This window comes from Streptomyces sp. NPDC056061, from assembly GCF_042266885.1.
Lineage (GTDB): Bacteria > Actinomycetota > Actinomycetes > Streptomycetales > Streptomycetaceae > Streptomyces.
Window position 1 is genome coordinate 1 of sequence record NZ_JBHJWQ010000079.1, and the last position, 4,861, is coordinate 4,861.

Annotated in this window: 7 protein-coding genes; 3 read left to right on the forward strand and 4 right to left on the reverse strand. The window is 69.0% G+C overall.

Annotated features, from left to right (window positions below):
* Window positions 1-274 precede the first annotated feature (274 nt).
* Window positions 275-823 carry a hypothetical protein gene (locus tag ACFC79_RS38055; RefSeq protein ID WP_376249825.1) on the forward strand — a complete coding sequence of 183 codons (549 nt, stop codon included), beginning with the start codon at window positions 275-277 and terminating at the stop codon, window positions 821-823.
* Here the strand turns inward: ACFC79_RS38055 and ACFC79_RS38060 are convergent.
* Window positions 780-1,067, reverse strand: a complete 288-nt coding sequence (locus ACFC79_RS38060; RefSeq protein ID WP_376249827.1) for a hypothetical protein — start codon at window positions 1,065-1,067, stop codon at window positions 780-782. The two genes, ACFC79_RS38055 and ACFC79_RS38060, sit on opposite strands and share 44 nt — an antisense overlap.
* A gap of 201 nt (window positions 1,068-1,268) precedes the next feature.
* Here ACFC79_RS38060 and ACFC79_RS38065 point away from each other — a divergent pair, with 201 nt between their 5' ends.
* Complete coding sequence (locus tag ACFC79_RS38065) at window positions 1,269-1,667, forward strand: hypothetical protein (RefSeq protein ID WP_376249829.1); 399 nt, start codon at window positions 1,269-1,271, stop codon at window positions 1,665-1,667.
* Window positions 1,668-1,961: 294 nt separating this feature from the next.
* Window positions 1,962-2,600 (forward strand): hypothetical protein, encoded by a 639-nt coding sequence (locus tag ACFC79_RS38070; RefSeq protein WP_376249831.1) that lies wholly within the window; start codon window positions 1,962-1,964, stop codon window positions 2,598-2,600.
* A 336-nt stretch (window positions 2,601-2,936) separates the two neighbouring features.
* On the opposite strand, the gene ACFC79_RS38075 is transcribed toward ACFC79_RS38070, so the two are convergent.
* The 3 genes from ACFC79_RS38075 to ACFC79_RS38085 form a co-directional block, all read right to left on the reverse strand.
* The gene (locus ACFC79_RS38075) at window positions 2,937-3,146 is read right to left on the reverse strand and encodes a DUF6207 family protein (protein WP_376249833.1); all 210 of its coding nucleotides are present in this window, start codon (window positions 3,144-3,146) and stop codon (window positions 2,937-2,939) included.
* Window positions 3,147-3,241: 95 nt separating this feature from the next.
* Window positions 3,242-4,252, reverse strand: coding sequence for a hypothetical protein (locus ACFC79_RS38080; protein WP_376249835.1), 1,011 nt, complete (start codon window positions 4,250-4,252; stop codon window positions 3,242-3,244).
* A 245-nt stretch (window positions 4,253-4,497) separates the two neighbouring features.
* Complete coding sequence (locus ACFC79_RS38085; RefSeq protein ID WP_376249837.1) at window positions 4,498-4,758, reverse strand: helicase associated domain-containing protein; 261 nt, start codon at window positions 4,756-4,758, stop codon at window positions 4,498-4,500.
* Between the last annotated feature and the right edge of the window lie 103 nt (window positions 4,759-4,861).

Sequence of the window (4,861 nt, forward strand, 5' to 3'; positions counted from 1 at the left end):
TCTTCGGCTACCTGACCCCAGCCGAGACCAGGCAGCGGCACCAACACGCCCTCGCGGCATAACGAACACGTGTCCAACATCACGGGGAAACTTCACTATGTAACCGCGCCTACCCGTGAGTTATGCCGTAAAACAAGGTGATTCATCGTTGTGCCGACCTTAGAGGCTGTTGTCTTTCCGAGCCTGACGGCTGCGTTTTCGCTGGTCAGGGGTAGGGGCGGCGTCGGTGTGGGAGTGATGGATCGTCGTTTCGTCGCTCTCGTGGAGGTTGTGGATGCCGTCGGTTGTCGGACTGCTGGAACAGCACGAGCTTGCCGCCCGTCGTCGTGTGGACGGGCTGCGCGAGGAAGCCGACCGGATCCAGGCCGAACTCGCGACGGCCGAGCAGGAGTGGTTGGAGTGGACAATCGCCCGCGAGCGTGTTGGTGCGGTGCTGTCCGGGCCGGGTGGGAGTCCGGCCGACGCGGTGGCCGCCGAGCGACCGGGCGGTGCCGGGACGGAAGCCGAGGTGCAGGCGTCACCGCCCATGGCGGCGAAGGCGAAGTCGCAAGTTCCGGTGTGGCGCGAGGGGCTGGCCCGGACGGCACTGTCGGCGGACTACCAGCGCATCCTGGCCGCTCTCGCGGACCGGGTCCGCCTCGGTCAGGGCCCGCTGACCTGCCAGGAGATGGCCGTCCTGCTCGGCATGGACGTGGTGCCGGCCAAGGTGGAGGCGCTGAGGGCGAAGGCGAAACGCCTGGTCGCGCGAGGCTGGCTGGCCGAGCCGGCACCGGGCCGGTTCACGCTCGCGCGGGGCGTGAACGGGCCAGACGGCGGGTCATGACCATGGTCATCAACCAGTAGACCATCGCCTCGGCGCTGGTGGTGCGGCGTTCGAAGTCGCGTACCAGGCGGCGGCTTCGCATCAGGTGGGCGAAGAACCGCTCGACGATCCACCGCTTCGGCAGCACCACGAAGCCGCGCGTGTCGTCGCTGCGCTTGACGATCGCCAGGACCAGGGCGAACCCGGCCAGACAGTGCTCGACGAGACTGCCGGTGCAGCCGCCGTCGGCCCAGACGAGTTCCAACCGGTGATGGACCTTCCTAACGAACAACGCACCGAGATCCAATGCCCCCCTGGGCTCACGCTCGGCGACATGGGCGGCATCTACCTGTTCGAATGCACCAGCTGCCCCGACAGGCCCTTCGCCTACCGCTCAGACTGTTCTTGACCGCGCGCGGCTCCAATCAAAGGGTGAGGGTTGAGGTCTGGGGCGTAGGTGGGCACGGTGAGCCAGTCGGCGTTCGCGGCGATGAAGTCCTCGCAGGCCCACGGCGTGTGTAACACCACCGGCTCGGACCGGCTCCACCTGGTCGCCGACGTGCACGCAGACGACGCCTACCAGTCCCTTGCCACTCGCCCGCACCTGCGCGACGGGGACGCCACCGACCTGCCGGAGATGACCGAAGCCGACCGCGCCGCACTGCTGGCTCAGGCCGAAGAACTCGCGGAGTTCGGCTTCACCAAGGCGGCGGAACAGACGCTGCTGCGCGCCTTCTACACCTACGCCCTGCCGGAGGGCGGCGCGTACGACCTGATCGCCGAACTCCACACGGGCCTCGGTCAGGACGGCGACGCGCACCGCTGGGAGGGCATGGTCGGGCAGACAGAACGGGCACGTGGTTGATGAAGTCGAAGCAGCTCTTGTGCGCGACGACATTCCGAACTGCTGCCCGCGGCGGACAAATGTGGCGAAGACCACGTCTGTCATTTCGGCGCCCGTCGCGCGGCTGTGCCGTGCCTGCGACGTGTCTGTGTCATTTTTGCCTCAGTCTGAGATGGGCGTCGCGGCGCGCCTCGTTGACGCACCGTCGTCGCCGTGCCCTCTGGCGTGCCCGGTCTTACGGCCGGGAGCTTCGTCCAGTGGTTGAACGTTCCAGCTGTCGCACAGCACAGCTCCACCGCGAGTTAGGTCAAAAAAATGATAAATAAGGGACGCATCGTCTTCGCAGTTACCCTCACCACCTTGGGCCTCGGGCTCACGGCCTGCAACAACGGCGAGGACTCGGCATCGGCGAAGGACTCGCCCTCGGCCTCCACCCCGGCCGCCCCGAGCAGCAAGAGCCCGTCCGCGGACCCAAGCGACGATGCTGCCGCTGCGCCCAGTGGTGACGTCGCCGCACCGGGCACGAAGTTCAAGATTGGTGACCGGGCGGTCCTGCCGTTCAAGTACGGGACCGATAAGGAGGGCACCGTCGCCGTGACGGTCACGGCGATCGAGAAGGGCGCCGAGGCCGACATGGCCCCATTCGGTGACAAGGCGAAGGGCATGACGCCCTACTACATCCGGATGAAGGTGGAGAACGTCGGCGGCACCGACCTGTCCTACGCGTCGCTGAGGCTGCGCGGCAAGCTGGAAGGCGGCGGCCCCACGGGCGTCGTTCTGATCGGCGACCTCCCGGGCAAGTGCGACAACGAGACGGCCCCCCGCGACTTCACCACCAAGGGCGCCTCCTACGAGACCTGCTCGCTCAGCGCCACGAAGACCGATCCCATCGCGGTTGCCTCGTTCGAGGAGGGTGACGCGTACAGGGACAGCCCGGTCCTCTGGACCAGCTGACCACCCATTCCCGTGTCCGCACGCCGGGTGCCGACAATCTGGCCTGTCAGCCGCCGGACCGGGCACGTTGGATCTACCTGATAGATCAGGCATTCCCTGCCGCTGTCGGGTCAGGGCAGCCTTGCGGCGGCAATGGCAGCACCCCGGGGCCAGAGCGCACTGATTCCCGGGGTGCGAAGGGCCGGAGGTGAAGAACGTTCACCGGAGGGTGAAAGAACCCCAGCCACCAGAACCGTACGGCATCGGTGTTCGACCCGTACGCGAGCCCGTTTCACCGGCGGCCCCCGCGCTCCTCGGCCCGGAAACAGGTGCGGCCTTCGGCCCAGGCGGCCCGGTTCAGCCAGCGGGGCGATGGCGGGTGTCCACGTATACCCGTGCCCCGACCCCGGGTTCTCCAGGGACCCGTAGCGTGGGCCGGGTCCCGGAGGTTGCCCAGAGCTGGTCGAGCGTGGTCATGACCGCGTGGACGGTCGCTTCGTCGGCTGCGGTGATGTCGAGAACGACAAGTCCGGGCTCGCTCAGATGCTGTTCGTGGATCAGTTCCATGACCCTACCGACGAGCGGCTACCTTCCGGGTTCCTCCCGTACCGGCACGGTCCGCCCTCACGGGTGACGCCACATCACCCGCCACCACCGCAGTCTCACCGGCCGCGCGCTCCGGGCGCCGCGCGATCGGGATGCCGTAGGAGGGGCCGTGTCATCGAGGGCCCGCTGGGATTGCCGCCGTGCTTGGCCCGGAGCGGGGCGCCGTCGCTCGGAGAATCAGTTGCCGCTCCGCCCGCGCCCCGTCGGATTCGCCAACAGGGTCGGATCGCCCTGCCCGGTCCCGCTGCTGGTTCCCGGCTGAGGCGGATGCGCGGCCCCCACGCGAATTCGAGGTCGTCCAGGAAGACGTCCTCCATTTTCTTCTCCCACTGGCTGCGCAGGCCGGACGGGTTGGTCTCCATCCGCTCCAGGATGACCAGGGTCTCGGGCTGGCCGATCAGCGCGTACCGGCCGTGCGAGGCGGGCCTGCTGCCCGGCCCGTACGCGCGCAGCAGTTCCTCCAGGCGGGCGCGGTGCTTCTCCACGAACGCTTCCAGGCGCTCGATGTATCCCTGACGTTCCTCGGTGCGTACCGCGCTCAGCGCGACGTCCAGGAACTCCCCGTCCGGCCAGTGCCGTTCGCCCGGCGCGGCCAGGGCCCACGGGAAGCGTTCCGCGGCCACCAGGACGTCGGTCGCGTCCAGCGCCGGAGCCGGGTCCGGGACGGGTTCGTCCGTCGGCGTTTCCTCAAGGGTGGGGGAGGCCGGCTGCTGGAGGTGGGCGAGGAGCACGGCGCTGGAGGCGGCGCGCCCGCGCCCCGTGGCGGCGGTGGTGTCGGCGATGCGCAGTAGGTGGCTGGCGACGTCGCGGACGCCTGCGAACCAGCCGTCCTCGAACCGCGGCTCGGACCCGTGCGGGGGGCTGCTCTCGGAGATCCAGGCGTGGGCGCCGGCCACCGCCCCGGCCTCCAGCGTTGCCATGATGTCGTCGGCCTGCTCGTGTCCGATCTCAACGGCGGCCAGGGCCGGGAAAACCGTGAACCGCGCGTCGGTGGCCTCGTGCTGGTGGTGGCTGATGCGGGCCAGCTCCTGGCCGTACGCATCGGCGTCGTGCTGCTCGCTACTCACGGGGTTCCTCCCTGGTTGGCGTGGGTCCGGGCGACGACACCGGGGCGTCGGCGGCCGGGGTGCGCATGATGCGCCGGCTGGTGTGCGGCGCGGTGATGACGTGGACCAGGACGACAACGGCCTGCCGCACGGTGTCGCCCCGGTGTAGAGGACTTGGTCGGCAGCCCGGTTTCCGGGCCGCCGTCGGGGTCGCGGGCGGTCGGGGAGGCACCCGGCCGCCGAGGCGATGGTGGGAGGCGGGGCGGTCATTCGGTTGCCCAGTCGGCGCCGAGCGCGGCGAGCGCGGCCAGCTTCGAGGCGGTGAGCTTCGCGCGCCGGGTTTTGTGGTTGGCGAGGAACACACCGGCCTTGACGGTGTGTTCCTCGCCGTCGATGACGACGGACTCGGTGTGATGGCGGGGGATTTTGAGGTGTCCTTCCCGGGCGGCGTACTGGGCGACCGCGGCGATGCCCCGCTCGAACGCGCTGCCCTTCCCGTCCTTCCGGCTAACCCCAATACCGTTCAGTTAGTGACTCGGATGGTGACGTGAGGGCTGTGTTCGGGCTGGGGCCAGTGTGCGTGGTGGGAGCGTTTCGCGGCCCATTTCAGGACCTTGCGTTTGACGACTC